Below are 16806 nucleotides of genomic sequence, written 5' to 3'. Positions count from 1 at the left end.
GTCGAGCACCGCGAGCATGGTCGCCCGGACCGACCGTGGGCAGGCTCGGAGGAAATCGAGGGCAGGCACGCTGTCATCGACGTTGCGGTAATAGAGGACGTTCCAGGGCATCGCCGGGAGCTTACCGGGCGGCTGCGGTTGCCCTCGGCGACTGGTCCTCGCTGTGACGAACGATGCGAATCTCGGCGTCCAGCGCGGCTGCGAGCGCGGCGATGGTGCGCAACTCGGGATTAACCTCGGCGGTGTACAGCCGGCGGATCGCGGCGGGATCCTTGCCAACCCGCCGGGCCAGGTCGGCCTTGGAGCGCCCCGCCTCGATGCGAAGGCGGTCCAGCGTCTCCATGACCTCGTCAACCTGGGCGATCTGCGCAGCGGCCTGCTCGTACTCCGACCGGAACTCGGGGTCGGCGAGCTGCTCCTCAACGAAGCGGCGGTGGCGGCTGGTATCGATCTTTTGCAACGGATTCTCCTCGAGACAGCGTAACACAGATATTACGGTCTGGAAGCAGCCCTGGATCCTCCTCCGCCGTGGTCAGCGTCGAGTAGGGTGCTGGAGCGTAAGAGCGCCGCCCATTGCCTGCGCGATCCTCCCCGCTACCCCGCCATGCGCCGCAATTCTGCCGGTCCCCGGTTCCGACCGAGACGGTTGCGTTACACAAGCGTGTTGTAGCGGATCCGCTAACACAGCTGTGTGTACGCGTCAGATCGCCACCGCTGCGGCGCTGTTGAGACGGCGCCGGTCGGCGATCTTCTCCTGGTACCAGCCCGCGGTACGGCGGACCTCCAGGCGATATTCACCGCGCCGCTCGCCGGCCTTCAGACGCACCGACTCGTACTGCTTGTGGATCGAGCAGATCTCTTTGCCCGCCTGGGCGAGTCGGCTGCGGAACCGGGACGGGTTGGCCGTTGCCTCATCGGTACCGATCGTGTTGCCGAGCTTCTCGTTGACAGGGAACTCCAGGCACGTGCCGTCTGGGGAACCTTGCTCGGATTCGAAGAGGACGAAGAGGCGCCGGATGAACGGGTTGTCGATGAGGCGGCGGTACGTGTCCCAGTCGAAGTCGGAGAACTGGCCGGCCATGAGCTGCTCGGTCAGCCACGTCGAGAGCTGGACGGTGACCGTGGCGCCGGCGGCCGTCGGGGCTTCGGCGCCGACATTGCGCTCGGCGATGTGCACCATGTCAAAGATGCTGATGTGGGCGGTGGCGCGCCGCCGCGTCTTGGGGTCGTACACCGACCCGCTGATGGTGGTGGCCTTGAGGCGGCGGAGGCTGTCGGCCAGGTCGCGGCCCAGCTGGCCCTTCCACTTGATCCCCAGTGCCCGCGACAGCTCACGGAGGGAGAACTGCACCATCGGGCTCCCGTTGCGCCACCGCCCCATGACCCAGGTGCAGATGTCCATCTCGCGGGGCCCGAGGACCCCGAGGGTGTAGGTGAGGGTCGTCGTGCCCATGAGGTCGGGGCGGACCATGGACCCGCTGTTGATCTCGCCGTCGCGGGAGGGTCGCATGACGATGATGGCCTTGCGGGCGAGGTTGTTCTCGAAGCGGCCGATCCCCGGCAGCGGACCCTTCGGGGCGGGCACGACCTCGATCTCGAGCTGGTCGCCGCCGCCACTGCCCATAAGATCGGGGCGTTCGCGCACGAACTTGTGCCACGGCGCCTCGGGGCGCCCGAGCACCTCGATAATCGGTTCGGCCACGTCGACGGTGAGCGCCGGCTCGTGGGGATCCATGGGAGGGCTCCTGGGGGGACGTGAGGTGGGAGCGATGCGAGAGTGGCTGGATGACCCTGCCGTGACCGTAAAGGTCCGGTGCGCGGCGGTCAAGCCCCCCAATGCGGCCGTCCATACACGCCGGGTCCCACCCCTACCTGCCCGGTCGCAGTTGCACCGACGTACACCGGAGGTCCCACCACGGGGGCTCGTCACGCTCAGCTGATTTCATACGTTCGGGGTCCCACCACTGCGAGGCCGGATCCACCAGCGCGGGGCGGTCGGCGCCGGCGACGCCAGGTGCCGTGGTCCGTGTCTTCCCCAGCCCTAGCTGATTTCTTTCTTTCTCCTGTCTCCCTTCTGTTAACGGAGGCCGTACACCGACGGTCCCATCTGCGGTCGCGGAGGGTCCCACGTTCCGACACGCCGGGTCCCAGGTGGCGGACACGCAGGGTCCCGCGATCATGCGTGCAGGGTCCCGCCACCACCGCTGGCGGTTGCCTCAGCCCTCTCCCGGCCGAGGGGTGGGACCTTCGGCGTATGGTCGCGGCCGCCGGCGAACGACGGCGGACATGGTGTCCACGGAGCCGCACGCTGTGGGAGCCGTCGAGTGAGCCCGGGATGTGACGCGGGACGGGCAGTATGGACGTTGTCCGCCTGGGACCCTCGGCGTATGGAGGCGGACGTCGGCGGCCAGCGACGGACGTCCAACGCGCCACTGTCCGTCGCCTGGCCGAGTGGGAGTAGCCGGGTGGTGCTGTTCGTCGATCGCCACCTGAGTCCACAGCGCTCGGTCGGGCGATGTCCGGATGTCCGGCGTGGCGGCAGCCACGACTCCACTCGGGGCGGCGCTCTGTAGCTCCCCATCGCCACCCAACCATGTCACAACCGTGCGGACCGGTTCCGAGCGGACCGGGACGAACGTTCGCACCTCGCCGCGAACGCTGGGACCTCGTCTGTATGAAGCTGCGGCATCGGTGCGTCGCGTGTCTTGACGGTCTGCGCGCACGGATGTACGCTGACCCCGTTCCCGCTGCGAGGCAGCAACCCACTCAACGTTCCACCACCGCCCCAGAGGAGACACCTGAAGGTGCTCGTCGCCGATCAGCTGCCCACCGGCACCCGCCATGCACGACTCCGCCTCCACGACTCCACGCTCGGCACCCTGATGCGCTGGCAGTCCGAAGCCGTTGCCGCGGGCCGGCCCAAGCCGACCTACAGCGAGCTGATCGACTGCCTCGTCGCCGGGTTGGCCGACCACGACGCTGGCGCCGTTCTTGCCCTCGCCATCGGTGGCGACGCGTGAACTACCACAAAATGGTCTTAGCGGATCCGCTACAACATATTTGTGGTAGGTGCGGGGCCTGATGCGCACCCTCGCCGTCACCAACCAGAAGGGCGGCATCGGCAAGACCGTCACCGTGCAGAGCCTCGCCGTCGCGCTCACGGAGCGCGGCCTGCGCGTCCTCACCGTCGACCTCGACCCCCAGGCCAACCTCACCATGCGGGCGCGGGTGGCGCTGCGGCCCGGCCAGGCGACCGCGTTCGATTTCTTCGTCGACAAGCTTCCGATCGCCGACCTCATCGTCCACTCCCCGCAGGGGTACGACCTGGTGCCGGCGACCGACCTTCTCGAGCAGGTCGACCAGGATTCCGTCAACGAGCTGCGCTGGCCCCGCGACCTCCGCAAGGGGCTCGCCCACATCGTCGACCGCTACGACTACTGCCTGCTCGACACGGCCCCCAGCGTCTCCCTGCGCTTCCTCATCGTCAGCGCGCTCGTGGCCGCGACCGACGGCGTGATCATCCCCTTCAGCCCTAATGCCGACGCGATCGTCGGCATGCAGAAGCTCATCGCCCGCATCGAGCAGCTCCTCCCTGAGAACCCCGACCTCCGCGTCGTCGCGTGCCTGCCGGTGCGCGTCCGCGACATCAAGGTCCAGACCCACCTCCTCGAGCAGACGCGGACCCGGCTCGCCGACTGCACCGTCGCCGAGCCGGTCCTCCAGCACGCCGACTTCGACAAGGCGGAGCTGTACCGGGCGAGCATCTTCGAGATCGCCGGGACCGGCGCCGGGGCGACCGCTTACCGCGCCCTGGCGGATATCGTCGTCGGCTCCGCCGCGGTTCAGCTGACCGGTCAGGCGGCGGCCGTCGCCGCCGCGGGGAGGAGCTGAGCATGGGCGCTGCGTTCACCAGGCGCGCGGCCGCGGCCGACGCCGTCTTCGCCGGTGTCCAGCTCGAGGGCCACGTGCTCGACACCCTCCAGGACCAGGTGAAGTACCGCCAGATCCCCGTCGAGTCGATCCGGCCGAACAGCGAGCAGCCTCGCCACATCATCGACGAGCAGGGCGCGGAGTTCCTCGAGCTCGTCGGGCTGATCCGCACGCAGGGGCTCATCCAGCCGATCGCCGTCGTGCCCGTTGACGAGGCGAACCGCGAGTTCATGCTCGTCGCCGGGGAACGGCGCTGGCGCGCCTACCAGCGCCTCCGCGTTGAGGATCCCCGCCGTTACGGGCGGATCCCGGCGATCATCCGTGACCCCGGCATCGGCGAGCAGGACCCCTCTGTGCTGCTCATGGCCGCCCTGACGGAGAACATCGGCCGCTCCGACCTCTCCGACGCGGAGAAGGCCGACGCCATCACCCGGCTTCGCGAGCTCACGAGTTGGAGCGTCGACGAGGTGGCCACGCGCATGGGCCTCAACGTCGCCCGCGTGTACGACCTCATGAAGATGGGGCGCCACGAGGCAGTGCGCGCCGCCGCGGCCGCCGGCGACCTCACCCAGGGTCAGGCGGTGGCTCTGGGACGCCTCGACGACTCCGAGCTGGCGAACCGCCTCATCAGTGAGGTCCAGGGACGGTCCACCGATGACACGCTGGAGATCGTCCGCGCCGTCAAGGCGTCCGCGGCCGAGCTGACCGCTGAGGAGCGGATCGCCGAGGCGATGGCCGTGGTCAGCGCGGAGACCCGACGCACCACTGACCTGACCCGGCCGGCACCGATGCCGCTGCACCAGGAGGATCTCGCCCACGCCGAGGTCATCCTCCTCGCCGCCAGCCCGTTCGCTGCGCTGCGGCCGCGCATCCGGAGCATGACCCGGGACGAGGTGCGCTCCATGATGCAGGCGGCGGCGGAGCAGCTTGAGGTGTGGCCTGAGCGGACGCAACGCCTCGACTGATCATCGAGGACGGCGAACGGTGGGACCCCCGACGTATGGTCTCGTGCCTCGTGTCGCTCGGGGGGTAACGGCGACTCACGACGTGGGCAGAAGTGGTATTCAGCCTGATTGGCGGCTCCTCTCTGATGGGGGTGGGTCTGATTGCCGTCTGGAGAGGCGCCCAATTACCGTGACATATAGCGCCCAGTAACCGCTAAAAACCCCGCCCAATCCCGGTATTTCGAACGCCCCTCGAGTATGCTCCCTCCATGGATCAGAGGTGGTGGGGTGAGAGCGGAATTACTCGCCATCTCGAAGAGACGGTGCTGGCGCGATTAAACGAGACCCCGGTGGTCGTACTCAACGGGGCGAGGACGGTCGGCAAGAGCACGCTGATGCAGACTTGTGCCGCGGCGCGTGGGGCGGGAGTCATTGATTTGGACGATCCCGAGACCAGGGCTGCGGTTGAAAGGGATCCGACCCTATTCGTGCATGGGCTTCCAGAGCCGATCTGCTTTGATGAGTTTCAGCACGTGCTGCCACTTTTGGATGCGATCAAAGCCGAGCTCAACCAGGACCTCCGGCCTGGGCGCTACTTGCTCACCGGATCCACGAGGTACGCCACGCTCCCTGCGGCCAGCCAATCACTGACCGGTCGCGCCCATGTGGTGACGATGTGGCCCTTCTCACAGGGAGAACTCCACGGTCATCGAGAGACGTTCCTCGCGAGCCTCATGGCTGAGGCACCCGCGCTGACATCGGCTGCCATCTCACGCACGAGCCGCGTTGACTACGAGGCGATGGTGCTCGCGGGAGGCTTCCCGTTGGCGGTCAAGCGCGAGTCGGGATCCAGTCGGAGCCGCTGGTTTCGGGACTTCGTCACCATGGTCATTGAGAGGGACGTCCTTGAGATTCGGGCGGTCCGACAGCGTGGAGTCCTGCCGAGGGTTCTTCGACATCTGGCGTCGCAGACCGCGCAGGTGCTCACACTTTCCCGCATCGCGTCGGAACTCGGGTTGAGTGCGGACCTGGTCGAGGATTACGTGCGACTGATGGAGGCCGTCTTCCTCGTCCACCGACTCGAGGCGTACGGGCGGACCCTGTCGACACGAGTACGCCTCCAGCCCAAAGTGCATCTGGTTGACAGCGGGCTGGGGGCACATTTTCTGGGCATCACGGAGACGCGTCTCGCGAAGAAGGATCCCGCAACCCTTACCGAATTCGGGCACTTGCTCGAAACATTCGCGGTCAACGAAGTCCTCAAGCAAGCGACGTGGGCTGACGAATCCTTCCGTTTCTCCCACTACCGAACCAAGGACGGCGCCGAGGTCGATCTCGTGATCGAAGCAGACGACGGCCGGGTCGCCGGCGTCGAGGTGAAGGCATCGGGCACGGTCGCCGGCGCCGACTTCCGCGGTTTGGAGCAGCTCCGCGGCAAGCTCGGGGACGCGTTCGTTGCTGGGGTCGTGCTGCACTTGGGACAACGATCGTATGAGTTCGCGGACCGTCTGTTCGCTGTAGCGCTCGACAGACTGTGGAGCTGACCTGTTCGCGGCCAGGCTGTCGACCGTCAATGCCGTCGATTCAGAAGTGGAGCTTATGGCCCGCGATGAGTTTGCCGACATGCTGTGGCGCGTCTGCGAAGAGACGGGGATCTGGCCGCAGCGCCCCTGACGCAACCATCCAGAGCCGTTGACCGTCACGATGGGTGTCCCGATCGCTCTTCGACACTACGGCACCTGGGAGGGCGCAACTTGTATCCCTTCGAGCGCTTCACCGACGGGGCCAAGAGGACACTGACGCTCGCGCAGGAAGAGGCGGAGCGCGCGCACCACTCCTACATCGGCAGCGAGCATCTCCTCCTCGGTTTGTTGCGCGCAGGTGAGGGCCGGGGAGCCGCGGTGCTGGCCAACCTGGGCATCGAGATCAAGAAGGTTCGCTCGACGATGGAGACGATCCTCGGCCGCAACGAGCCAATCATCATCCAGCAGATCATCCCGACCTCGCGTGTAAAAAAGATCATCGAGATCTCGTTCGAGGAGGCCCGCTCGATGGGTCGCGATGAGGTGGGGACCGAACACATCCTGCTCGGACTGCTCATCGAAGGTGAGGGCATCGCCGCCCATATTCTGCACGACCTCGGAGCGAGCCTCGACGCGGTGCGCGAGCAGGTCTCCGAGATGCCGACGACCACGCGCGCCGGCAGCAAAGAAGGTGGCGCTCCAAGCGGTCCGGCAGGCGTGTTGCGCCAGCTCGCTGCGCGGGCCGCCGAGGACGACCGCGCGCGCGTCGTCGCCGATGTCGTCACGCGCGCGCTTGCGCTGGCCGAGGAACGTGGCGAAAAGCTCGGTACCGAACATCTCCTGCTGGCGCTTGCCGAGCAGGGGTCGACGGCGGCCGGGGAGATTCTCGAACGCCATCGTCTGAGCAAGTCAGCAATCGAGAAGATCCTTGACAACCCGCCCGGTCCTGGCCCCTTATCCCATGGCGGTGACCCGAATCCCTGACCTCGTCGATACGATCGAGGGTGGTTCTGAGGTCAGCTGGGGCGAGCACCCGCCTCTCGCTGCCCGCTCGCCATCCAACGGGTCGCTGAGCGGACGCTCGCACAGCGCATCCTCAGCTGCAGGGTCCAGCCAGTTCGGCCTTGCTCCCAGCCGGGACCGGAACGTTGGCGATGATTTCGAGCGGACCCGCTCCGCGGTAGACGGCGACGTGGCCGCCAGCGTCGACCATCCACAGAGCCGAATGGCCTCCCGTCGCACTCTCGGGAACCAGGTGCCCGGGACCATTCGCCCCGGGGACAACGATGGTCTGCACGGTCTGTGGGCTGGTGATCAGCAGGGTGGCGGAGGCACCCGCATCGCCGGGTGATCCGAGCTGCACCACAGGGTGGCCGGAAGCATCGAAGCCGATGATCCCAAAGTTGTGGTGCAGCGAATTCTGCGGAGTGTGGGCCTCACCCTCACTGGTGAAGCTGGGCGATTGCGACGGCTCTGGTCCCAGGTAGCCATCGACGTCAAACCAGATCGTCTCCGCACCGGTGCGGACGTCGAGGCGGTAGAGCGCGCTGCCGGAGCCCCGTGCGGCCGGCCCCACACGCCAGATCGCACCTCCTCCCGCCCAGTCGTAGAGCCGATCCTTGGAGACGGTCGTCGATTGCAGGGTCGTTGTATCCAGCAACCAGGTGGTCAGGCGTCCGTTCGCGTCCGGCGCGCTGTACGCGACGCTCTGCAGCGACACGAAGCCCAATACCAGGATCGGCCCGGCGCTGGCGACGACCAGGCGATCCTGATGCCGATCGACGAAGTGCAGCGCGCTCCCGGTGATCCTTGCGTCGACGTACATGTAACTGGAGCCGTCCGGAGCGACCAGATGCGCGGTGACCGGAATCCACTTGCCAAGTGCTCGCGCGTACGCCTCGCCGTTCGCTCCGGCGGCCGCTGGGGTGTAGACGCCCGTATCCACACGAAGAAAGCCGTCTGTCGCAGCAGATGGGGTGCTGGGGACAGAGATCGGCAACGTGCACGTCAACGCGGCTGGCTGAGCGCTTGTGGTGCCAGCGGTCGGTTGCGTGCTTGCGACCGACCCCCGAGGGTTCGACGAGTGCTCAAGGAGCCGCGGCAGTCCGATCACACCGACCAGGAGCACCGCGAAAGCGACCGCAGTGGCGATCTCTACGGCGAATCGGGACAGTCGATGCCTGCGCGCGCGTGATGAGCGCTTCACCGCCTCACGCCAGATGTCGTCCAGCGGAGCTGGCGAGGTGCGGTACGCCGCAGCGATTCGGTTCTCCCAGGCAGAGTCGTGAGCGTCGTCACTGTTCATCGTGAGACTCCAGTTTCGTGCGAATCTTCTTGACAGCGCGGTGTATGGCGACCCGGACCGACTCCTCCGACATGCCCATGACGCGGGCGACGTCGCTGTGCGACATGTCGCTGGCCACGCGCAACCCGAGCAGCACCTGGTCGCGGCGCCTGAGCGTGGCGATCACCGCACCCACGCGTCGGACATCGTCGCGCAGCTCGACGGCGCGTTCGGGATCGGGCCTGACGCTCGCACGGTGCCCGCGGTTGAGAAGCTGCTGCAGGCGCTCCCGCCGACGCACCGCTCGGTAGTGGTCGGCGACGACATTGCGCGCGATGCCGAACAGCCAGAGCTTGACGCCCGCGCCATGGTCGACCCGGTGCCATGCGCGCAGAGCGGCTGCGAACACATCCGCGGCCGCGTCCTCGGCCAGAGTCGGCTCCCCGAGCTGCGTCAGACAGAATCGATAGACGGCTGAGCCGTGAGCGCGGTAGACAGCCTCGAAGTCCAGGTGCTCGACCACCGGCACCGGGTGTGCCAGGACGGGACTCATCACTTAGAAACAAGACGCTCGGGGTGCCCTCGGCGTTACGTTCTCGGGGCTGGCTGTCGCTGCCGCGACGCTGGCCGGGCAGCGTACGGCTGCGGTGCGTTGAATTCGCCCGGCAACCTTGTGTGACGATGCTCGGGACCAGCCCGGGTGACGGCCGGTCCCGGATGAGGTGGGGCATCGTTCCCGGCAAGGAAGACGAGGCTAGCGGAGGATGCCTCGTGTCCATCTCCATCCAGGTACTCGGCTCGCTTCTCGTGCTGATCTCTTTTATCGCCCTGCAAGCTCGGCGCATGCAGCCGGACTCGCGCGTTTATCTGCTCCTCAACGTCATCGGATCGGGTGAGCTGGTCGTCAGCGCTCTCTGGGACCGGCAGTGGGGCTTCCTTGCCCTGGAGCTCGTGTGGACTAGTGTTTCGGCGTTCAGTTTGTGCCGAACATGGACCGGTCGCGATGCAGGGGTTTTGGACTCCAAGTGACGCGGCGCACGGCAGCCGAATTCAGCTGGCCGCGCGACTGCGGCGTCGGTGCAAGCTTGACTCGACGACGGACGCACCGGCTGGTTGCCCGCTCGAGACCGCGGTGAACTCGAGTTCCTCCAACGGGGGCGTTGCCGTGGCTGGGCGGAGCATAGTTATCGAACACTAGGCGCTGTCCCACAGCGCGGATACCATGGAAGCGAGCTGAGGACGTCAGTGTCCAAGTACCACCGCGAGAGGCGTGCAGACCTTCCCGGGTAGGCTGCGCGGCCTCGCCCTCGTATCCGCCATTGGATGCGGTATCGCCGGAGTGACTGCGTGCGGCTCGGGCGGCGCAGCGACTCCTCCCGCGGTCCAGACGATCACGGTCACGTCCGTCGCTTGCGACGGCTCAATAGCGACGACGACGACTGCAGCGCCGCAATCCAGCGGCGGCTCCTCCGGCGGAGCCTTCGGGCACCCGGTCACGCCGCAGATTGGCGGTGGGCTGGCAACGCCCACGCCTGCTCCGACTCCGCGCGTCATCCGTGGCGGCGCCGTCCAGCTCACCTCAGCCGACGGTGGCTCGACGATCGTCGTGCCGGTGGGCACCTCGATCGCCGTCCAGCTCGGGCCGGCGGCCGCGCCGTTCTGCTGGTCGGCGCCGACCAGCTCCGATCAGCGAATCATCGAGCAGCTCACCAGCAGCTCGGGGAACGATCGCGCCGGGCGCGGATCCTTCCGGGCGCGCACCCTCGGCAGCGCAGCCCTCGAGGCGAGCATGGACCCGCGGTGCTCCCCACCGTGCGGTGCCGCTTCGATGCAGTGGCGCGTTCAGGTCGAGGTCACCGCCTAGAGGTGCTGCCAGAGGGGTCTCAGCGCGGCGAGGTTACCAACCCACGTGCACGAGCCTTGGGCGCGAGAGCGCCTCCGCGCAAGCAATCAGTTGTACGGGCCAGGGAGGCCGGGGACTTGATCAAGAAACCCGAAAGCACGATAGAGCCGCGTAAGAAGTGAGCGGGCGATCTCGTCGGGTCGAGTTCGAAGCTCCTCCATGGTGGCGTTGACGGTCTCGTCGTACACGTCGATCCGGCGGTCGACAAAGCCGCGGATGACGCCCTGTCCAATGCTGACCGTACCGCGGCCGCGGAGCGCCAGACCAAACGCCCACGCACCTTGGTAGTCGGTCTTGTCGGAGACCGCTACAGCCGCTTGAAGGACTCGCAGGGTCAGGGTGCCGATCAACCCCGTGTGTAAACGTCGGTCAGAACTCTCCGGACCGGCCGAGGCCGCCGCGCAGAACAGCCGCAAGCCGCCATCGTCACGGATCTCGAGATCGAGCAACTGATGTTCCCTTGGCGGGTGATCCCCGTTGGGGCGAATCGTGCGGTCCTCGCCCATCTCGTAGGTGCTCACCGCCCAGCCGTCGACTCGGGGATAGAGCGACCCGGCAGTCCTGAACAGGTCGGGTTCGCCTTGGGACGGCACCTTGGTGACTGTGGCCTGGAAGGCTCCCTCAATCCACGCGCGCCAATCCTGAGTCCCGATGGCACGCTCAGTAAGTCACGCCGCCCCATGTGTGGCTGCGCGACCATGAACAGATGCAGTTGCTGGCGCAGATCAGCAGCGGTAGGGTCGCGCGTGATCTCCTCATCGAGCAAACCCCGCGCGCTGACCAGTCGACCAGTCCGCTCGGCAATGAGCCTGGCCACCTCATGACTGGAGAGGATCGTGTTGGTTCGGTCGGACCGCGACCGAAATCGCCCATCGACGGCATGCGGAGCATCTGGGCTGGGAGGGACAGTGACCCAGAGGTAGCCGCGGCTTGGGTCGGCTTCGGAAGCGATGTTGAGAACTCGGATGTTCAGAGGCGGGTCGATGACTCCCCCGCGGGCGATCTGATCCAGCCGTTCGGGGAGACCGGAGACATCGAAGGGCGCCAAGGTGGTGGGCGCGGTTGAATCGGGTTGGCTCACCCCGTATAGGATCCGTCCACCGTCAACAGCGAAGCACGCTAGGTCCACCGCGATATCGACATTCTTGCTCGGCGGCGGCGGCGGCTTCTTGACGTCGAAAACATGCGACTCACGAACCAGACCCTGATCAATGGCGGCCTGTATATCCGCCTCAGTCCGTGGCTGCCAGTGTTCGGTCACGCGGTGAGACTACGCTGGTCGTGTCCATTGCGTCGATGCGGATATGCTTCCTGTAGCACGTCGTCGTGCTCCGCCGGCGCAGCGCGTCGCCAACGCCGCGCAACGGCCATCGCCGTCCTCCCACGTTTCACGTTGTCTAGGGCTTGGTACTCAGGAGAGTCGGAACGCGGCTGACGCGGGCAATCCAGGCGCGCACTTCCGGATCGAGGTACCCGCCCACCAGAAGGATGCTGTTGTGCAGGCGAGGCAGTTCTAGGTGGTGGATTGGCTCGTGGTGGGCGATCCGGTTGCGGAGGCCATTGAGCTCCTGGATGGGCTCATAGACGTCCGACCGACGTTGCGGTTGAAGGTGTGGAAACGCGTGGCGCAGCACCTGCGCCCACAGCGACGTTTGGTAGCGGCGGCCAAGCAGGAAGCGCCAGAAACCAAACGACAATTCTGCGACGACGCGCCCTGGTGTCTCCGCCTTTGCGTCACGCCGCAAACGATCACGAGCTTCGCGAATGTCTTCAGCGCGATGTGGTTCGAGCCACCCAAGGGGATCGTCGTACCACTCGCCGGCCAGGTGACGGGCGGCGTGCCAGGCGCGGAGTTGGCCATCGAGCGCATTCCGGAGCACGACCTCGAGGTGACCCAGGACCTCGAGGAAGCCAGCACCGACCTGGGTGTTCCATTCGTACAGACGGATCGCTGCATCCAAGTCCCCACCGACGGCCGACCTGTATGGCCGTAGGCGCTCGGGACTGAGAAACCCTTCGAGAATGCGAGAAGGCGTCACCGGAGGGCCAGAGGAACTGCTCACCGCGGGGCATTGTGGGGTATCCTTGCTGTGGACACCCCGGAACGATCCCTGGCTTCGGTCACATCGCCGGGGTTTCGTCGTTCCAGCGCCCGCTGTAGAGCACCCGGCGCTTCGAACAGGCGGATCGCTACAACCCCGCATAGCCGGCGGCGTTCTCGGTGAAGAGCGACCCCGAGCGGATGTAGCGGCGCACCATGATCACCGAGCGGTGGCCGGTCTGGGCCATGATCGCCCGCTCGGACGCCCCGCCAGCGGCGGCGGAGGTGGCCAGCCCGGCGCGCAGCGAGTGACCCGCATACAGCGCCGGGTCCAGCCCGGCCCGGCGGGCGGCGCGCTGGACGATGCGGGCCACGCCGCGGTCGCTGAGCCGCGCCCTGGCCACCAGGCCGTGCCGGTCCACCGCACGAAACAGCGGGCCGGCCGTGATCCCCGCCAGTGCACGCCACGTCTGGACGGCCCGGACCGGGCAGGTCGCGGGATAGCGGCCGCGGGGAATGCCCACCTCGCGGCCCTGGCCCTCCTGGTCGGTCTTGCCCCGCCGGAGCTGCACGCGCAGGCCGTCCTCGGTCTCCTCAAGGTCGTCGACGTTGAGGGAGACGAGCTCGCCGCGCCGAAAGCCGCCGGCAAAACCGAGCAGCAGCAGGGCCCGGTCGCGGGCGCCGGCCGAGCCGTCCGGGTCGGTGGCGGCGAGCAGCTGGCGCAGCTCAGCGGTGAGCAGGGCCGTCTTCTGCGCGGGGGCCGTGCCATGGGCGCGACGGATCCCCGCCATGGTCGCCCGGACCAGCGGATCGGCGGTCGGCGACGGAGTGTGACCGGCGAGCTGGTGGGCCTGGGAGAGCGCGGAGATGCGGCGCTGCAGGGTCGAGGCCTTGGCTCCCGCCTGGGCGAGGGCGGTGAGGTACAGCGCGATCGTCGCCGGCGCCGCTGGCAGTGCGCGCACGTCCTCCCCAGCGCACCACTCCTCGAAGTCACGCAGGTCGCTGCGGTAGGCGCGGATGGTGTTGGGCGCCTTGCTGGCGGCCGCGTAGGCGCGCGCCGCGTCGACCAGCGCCCTCTGCGCGAGGCGCCGGTCGCTGCTGCCGCTGCGGTCGCGATCGATGACGTCCACGGGCGGACTCTACATCCTGACGTCCGATACTGTTCTCTTATCGGACATCAGAACAGCTGTCCATTTCCCGCGACACCCCTGGGAACGGATGTACCATCTGAGGCGGTGTCGACTACGAATCCCACGCCCTGCACCGACACGGAGCCCGCCATCGAGGTGGCGAGCTCGGCGACGCCGAGTGTGGCCACCGAACTGCGCCGCCGGCGCGAGCTGCTCGGCTGGAGCCAGGTCGAGGCGGCGCGGCGCAGCGGGGTCAGCCGGACGGTCATCAACGAGATCGAGTCGGGCCGACGCGTCCCCCAGACGCGCACTTACGAGAAGCTCCGCGGAGCTCTCGGCCTCGCCTTGCCGACGGCCTCCGCGCTGCTGCGGCGACCAGAACCCGCATCCCATACCGAAGGTCAGCTGGCCACGCTCGCCGGCTGCCTGCTCAGCGGCCGCGGCGGATCGCTGGCCGCCCTGGCCGACGCTACGGGTGTCTCCATCCCGGCGGTGCGCGAGCAGCTCTCCGTGCTCGGCGATCGCCTCGCCGCCTGTGGCATGGCGGCTGTCGATGATGGCGACGAGGTCAGGCTGGTCGCCCTGCCCTGGGCCGCCGACGCGATCTCCCGGGTGGCCACGCTCGAGGTGGATCGGGCGCTCAGCGCCGAGGCCGTTGAGGTGCTGGTGATCGTGGGGCTGGTGGGAGCGCCAACCAGGCGAGAGATTGAAGAACGTCGCGACGGTGAGGACTGCACCACTCTGTTGGATCGTATGTGCCGGCGGGGACTGCTCGAGAAGGCGCGCGACGACGCTCTGCGCGGCGATCCCAACGTGTACCGGCTCACTGCGCTGTCGCTTGGCGCGATGGGTCACGCCACCGTGGAGTCCTTTCAGTCGTGGTGCTGGACAACCATTGCTGGCGCGGAGGGATGAGCGAGCGCACCTTCAAAGGGCGGGCGTTCTCCGGTGGTCGTGAACCCGATGGTGTCCCGCTCACTACACCCCACCTCGTGGCGGTGCCCGGCGCCGGGACGGGGGCGACTTCAGCGGTCACCCGCCACAGCCGGTGAACGCGAAGGTGTTGCTATCCGCCAATGAGTCGCTACCTCCGGCGTCGGCACCAAGATGTCCTCAGGCGCGCTCGCCTGACATCGGCGCAACGTTTCCATGAAAGTCAGAACGACCGCCCAGTCGTCCCTGGGCATCTGCGATAGCACTTTGTGCGTCCTCCGCAACATATCCGTTGAAGCGTTGCGCGAGCCGCCTACCGTGCTGGTGGACCCAAGTGAACTGGAACCAGGCGTCGAGCAGCGGGTGGCCAAATCCGGTACCGACGAGTGCGACCTACGGGTGCAACGGTAGTTCCAATCACACTTATCAGGCCTCGAGTTACCACGAGGTCCGTGGCTGGAATGGCGTCACTTACACGGGCACCAGCGGGAACCAGAATCCCTACCAGTTACCTTGCGGCTAACGTCAAGAGCGGCAACGCCGTTTGCCAAAGCCAGCGGGTGTATGCCTCAATGGAACCTGTGAATCCCGCCGAAGTTCAATCTATCCTTGAGACGAGTAGTTTCTCCGGTCTCACCGGAACACTGCGCTCGCTGCTCGACAACCAAGTCTCTGTCGAAGCCTGGAATCGTTGGTCAGATGGGCGGCCGCGCGGCAGCGTGGTCGCCCTCCATCCCCAGGGCGAGCTGGCGAAGGGCGACGAGAGCAACGGCCAGCTCCACGAGAGGGCGCGCCTATGGATGCAGAAGCCGTGGCTCTGGCGCCTGGAAACGCAGACAGGCCCCAACCAATGGCGGGTGGTGGTAATAGACGGCCCGACTTGGTGGTACTGGGACGGCGGCATCGATGCGTCCACGAACGCGGCGAGCGCAGTTCCCGGAACGCGCGCGGGTGTGGGCTTGAGTCAGTCGTTGCACGCGATGCTGAGGCCTGCGGAGATTGCGAAGGCCTTACGCTTGGTGTCTCCTCAGCGAGTGACGCATGCTGGAAGGGACGCACTTCGTGTTCGCGGAGTTCCAAGAGATCCGCAGACGCCGGTCATCTGGCCGGGTGCAGATGAGTATCGCCTCATCGTTGACGTCGAACGCGGCGTCCTGTTGCACCTCGGCGCTGCGGTCAATGGTCGCACCATCGCCATTGATGAATTCGAGGAGATCCTCTTCGACAGGCCGCTTCCGGCTGGGACGTTCGCGCTCGATGCTCCGCCCGAGGTGACGATTCGCCCGGACGTCGCACCCTCGTCGCGACGCACGATTCGTCCGAGACCACGTGGCGGCTGGGTGCGCGGCCAGCGCGGGAGCCCAGCTGATTGACAACTCTCATTCCGCCGTGGCGCTGAGTCGAGAGGACCGGCGTACGGCTCGGCCGGTTGGCGCGAGTTCGTGGCGGGGATCGGCTCGCAGGAACACGCGCACGTTTCCGATGCGCTGGATTGAAAGTGAGCGCTCGGAACGCAAGGTTGGCGCTGTCAGGAACGAGACGGCCGAACTCCTGTGGCGCTGGGCCTTCGACGGGTCGCCGCCTTCGAGTCAGGCGGCGCTGGGCCTCATCGTAGTTCGCAGAGTGGCTTCGAGCCGTGACATCGCGTCAGCGTGTCGCCCGGCATCCTCCTGTTGCCCTGTCTGAGCGCTTGCCGCTGCCGCGGCTCCCGGCCAGAACCGGACGTAGAGCAAACGTACGCTTCGCCTGCGTGGCGTCGGTCACGCCACCAGAGAGCCTCGGTAAAGCTGCGTGAAGGAGGTCTGAGGGTGTGCAACGCCGCGTACGAACGCGCCACCGCGATCGGTCATTCCGACGCCCTGGGCGGACTCTGTGGCGCGCTGCACGCTCGCAGGTGACGCGCGACCGGGGCACCACGGATGCGCTGGGTTGCGTGTCGAACATGCGCGACGGATCACGGTGTGCGATGAGGCACCACCCGGGGTTCCGCAGCTAATCCGGTTGGACGAACTTCGGCGAGGTGATTTCGAGTTCAGCCGAGGTGTTCGGGAGCGGCTTTGGAGCCGAAACCGTAGGCACACGAGTAGCCCGGTAATCACACTAGGTATCTAATTTGGT

The 16806-nt window shown here is 67.0% G+C and carries 17 protein-coding genes; 9 read left to right on the top strand and 8 right to left on the bottom strand.

What is annotated here, in order from left to right:
• Nucleotides 1–121: 121 nt before the first annotated feature.
• Together JF886_RS08505 and JF886_RS08500 are read right to left on the bottom strand one after the other, a co-directional pair.
• Nucleotides 122–460: a helix-turn-helix domain-containing protein gene (locus tag JF886_RS08505; protein WP_337311487.1), complete on the bottom strand. Its 339-nt coding sequence runs from the start codon at nt 458–460 to the stop codon at nt 122–124.
• Between the two features lie 240 nt (nt 461–700).
• Nucleotides 701–1735, bottom strand: a complete 1035-nt coding sequence (locus JF886_RS08500; RefSeq protein ID WP_337311485.1) for a hypothetical protein — start codon at nt 1733–1735, stop codon at nt 701–703.
• Nucleotides 1736–2804: 1069 nt separating this feature from the next.
• Between JF886_RS08500 and JF886_RS08495 the strand changes: the two genes are divergently transcribed.
• From JF886_RS08495 to JF886_RS08475, 5 genes are all read left to right on the top strand, one after another.
• Nucleotides 2805–3020 carry a hypothetical protein gene (locus JF886_RS08495; protein ID WP_337311483.1) on the top strand — a complete coding sequence of 72 codons (216 nt, stop codon included), beginning with the start codon at nt 2805–2807 and terminating at the stop codon, nt 3018–3020.
• A 61-nt stretch (nt 3021–3081) separates the two neighbouring features.
• Entirely contained in the window at nt 3082–3891 is an 810-nt protein-coding gene (locus tag JF886_RS08490) for a ParA family protein (RefSeq protein ID WP_337311481.1), read from the top strand.
• 2 nt (nt 3892–3893) lie between these two features.
• Nucleotides 3894–4895, top strand: a complete 1002-nt coding sequence (locus JF886_RS08485) for a ParB/RepB/Spo0J family partition protein (protein WP_337311479.1) — start codon at nt 3894–3896, stop codon at nt 4893–4895.
• A gap of 248 nt (nt 4896–5143) precedes the next feature.
• On the top strand, nt 5144–6418 hold the full coding sequence (locus tag JF886_RS08480; RefSeq protein ID WP_337311477.1) for an ATP-binding protein: 1275 nt from the start codon (nt 5144–5146) through the stop codon (nt 6416–6418).
• Between the two features lie 210 nt (nt 6419–6628).
• Nucleotides 6629–7381 carry a Clp protease N-terminal domain-containing protein gene (locus JF886_RS08475; protein ID WP_337311475.1) on the top strand — a complete coding sequence of 251 codons (753 nt, stop codon included), beginning with the start codon at nt 6629–6631 and terminating at the stop codon, nt 7379–7381.
• Nucleotides 7382–7493: 112 nt separating this feature from the next.
• Here JF886_RS08475 and JF886_RS08470 read toward each other — a convergent pair whose 3' ends face one another.
• Complete coding sequence (locus tag JF886_RS08470; RefSeq protein ID WP_337311472.1) at nt 7494–8342, bottom strand: hypothetical protein; 849 nt, start codon at nt 8340–8342, stop codon at nt 7494–7496.
• Between the two features lie 349 nt (nt 8343–8691).
• The gene (locus tag JF886_RS08465; RefSeq protein ID WP_337311470.1) at nt 8692–9234 is read right to left on the bottom strand and encodes an RNA polymerase sigma factor; all 543 of its coding nucleotides are present in this window, start codon (nt 9232–9234) and stop codon (nt 8692–8694) included.
• Between the two features lie 218 nt (nt 9235–9452).
• Between JF886_RS08465 and JF886_RS08460 the strand changes: the two genes are divergently transcribed.
• Nucleotides 9453–9710 (top strand): CBU_0592 family membrane protein, encoded by a 258-nt coding sequence (locus JF886_RS08460; RefSeq protein WP_337311469.1) that lies wholly within the window; start codon nt 9453–9455, stop codon nt 9708–9710.
• Nucleotides 9711–9951: 241 nt separating this feature from the next.
• Nucleotides 9952–10545, top strand: coding sequence for a hypothetical protein (locus tag JF886_RS08455; protein WP_337311468.1), 594 nt, complete (start codon nt 9952–9954; stop codon nt 10543–10545).
• Between the two features lie 86 nt (nt 10546–10631).
• On the opposite strand, the gene JF886_RS08450 is transcribed toward JF886_RS08455, so the two are convergent.
• From JF886_RS08450 to JF886_RS08435, 4 genes are all read right to left on the bottom strand, one after another.
• Nucleotides 10632–11105: a hypothetical protein gene (locus tag JF886_RS08450; protein WP_337311466.1), complete on the bottom strand. Its 474-nt coding sequence runs from the start codon at nt 11103–11105 to the stop codon at nt 10632–10634.
• On the bottom strand, nt 11102–11845 hold the full coding sequence (locus JF886_RS08445) for an AlbA family DNA-binding domain-containing protein (RefSeq protein ID WP_337311464.1): 744 nt from the start codon (nt 11843–11845) through the stop codon (nt 11102–11104). Before JF886_RS08445 ends, JF886_RS08450 begins: the two co-directional genes overlap by 4 nt.
• 136 nt (nt 11846–11981) lie before the next feature.
• Nucleotides 11982–12545 (bottom strand): hypothetical protein, encoded by a 564-nt coding sequence (locus JF886_RS08440; RefSeq protein WP_337311462.1) that lies wholly within the window; start codon nt 12543–12545, stop codon nt 11982–11984.
• 229 nt (nt 12546–12774) lie between these two features.
• Entirely contained in the window at nt 12775–13755 is a 981-nt protein-coding gene (locus tag JF886_RS08435) for a site-specific integrase (protein ID WP_337311460.1), read from the bottom strand.
• 105 nt (nt 13756–13860) lie between these two features.
• Between JF886_RS08435 and JF886_RS08430 the strand changes: the two genes are divergently transcribed.
• Entirely contained in the window at nt 13861–14670 is an 810-nt protein-coding gene (locus tag JF886_RS08430) for an SMC-Scp complex subunit ScpB (protein ID WP_337311458.1), read from the top strand.
• A 599-nt stretch (nt 14671–15269) separates the two neighbouring features.
• Nucleotides 15270–16061: a hypothetical protein gene (locus tag JF886_RS08425; protein ID WP_337311456.1), complete on the top strand. Its 792-nt coding sequence runs from the start codon at nt 15270–15272 to the stop codon at nt 16059–16061.
• Nucleotides 16062–16806: the final 745 nt, after the last annotated feature.

It is taken from the genome of Candidatus Aeolococcus gillhamiae, assembly GCF_016464765.1.
In the GTDB taxonomy this organism is placed as follows: domain Bacteria; phylum Chloroflexota; class Dormibacteria; order Aeolococcales; family Aeolococcaceae; genus Aeolococcus; species Aeolococcus gillhamiae.
The sequence above is the reverse complement of the archived record's forward strand: the minus strand, read 5'-3'. Positions and strand labels throughout refer to the sequence as shown.

Coding starts and splice junctions, on each gene's coding strand:
- JF886_RS08480 (WP_337311477.1), top strand. CDS start 5,144: ATGGATCAGAGGTGGTGGGGTGAGAGCGGAATTACTCGCCATCTCGAA.
- JF886_RS08490 (WP_337311481.1), top strand. CDS start 3,082: ATGCGCACCCTCGCCGTCACCAACCAGAAGGGCGGCATCGGCAAGACC.
- JF886_RS08485 (WP_337311479.1), top strand. CDS start 3,894: ATGGGCGCTGCGTTCACCAGGCGCGCGGCCGCGGCCGACGCCGTCTTC.
- JF886_RS08500 (WP_337311485.1), bottom strand. CDS start 1,735: ATGGATCCCCACGAGCCGGCGCTCACCGTCGACGTGGCCGAACCGATT.
- JF886_RS08465 (WP_337311470.1), bottom strand. CDS start 9,234: ATGAGTCCCGTCCTGGCACACCCGGTGCCGGTGGTCGAGCACCTGGAC.